This window comes from Vogesella urethralis, from assembly GCF_007644045.2.
GTDB lineage: Bacteria > Pseudomonadota > Gammaproteobacteria > Burkholderiales > Chromobacteriaceae > Vogesella > Vogesella urethralis.
In genome coordinates this window covers 1-229 of the sequence record NZ_VMDW02000097.1, presented here as the reverse complement: position 1 = coordinate 229, position 229 = coordinate 1, and the positions used below count along the sequence as shown (strand labels likewise).

1 protein-coding gene is annotated in these 229 nt (G+C 61.1%); it reads left to right on the top strand.

The features are described from left to right. Window positions 1-229, top strand: a 229-nt coding sequence (locus tag FLQ03_RS11380) for a LysR substrate-binding domain-containing protein (RefSeq protein ID WP_240802260.1), incomplete at both ends; no start/stop codon positions are given.

Sequence of the window (229 nt, the reverse complement as noted above, 5' to 3'; positions counted from 1 at the left end):
AACCTGGTGTTACAGGATTATGCATCAGGCAGCCGTCCGCTGAAAGATGCCGCACTGGCCGCGCAGGGTGTTAAGGCAACCATTGTGCAGGAGATCGGGCATCCTGCCACGCTCTTCCCGATGGTCGAAGCGGGGATTGGCATCAGCGTTCTGCCGGCGCTGGCGCTGCCACTGCCGCAGGGGAGTCGTTTAACGGTGAAGCGTTTCGTACCCTGTGTCGAACGCCAGC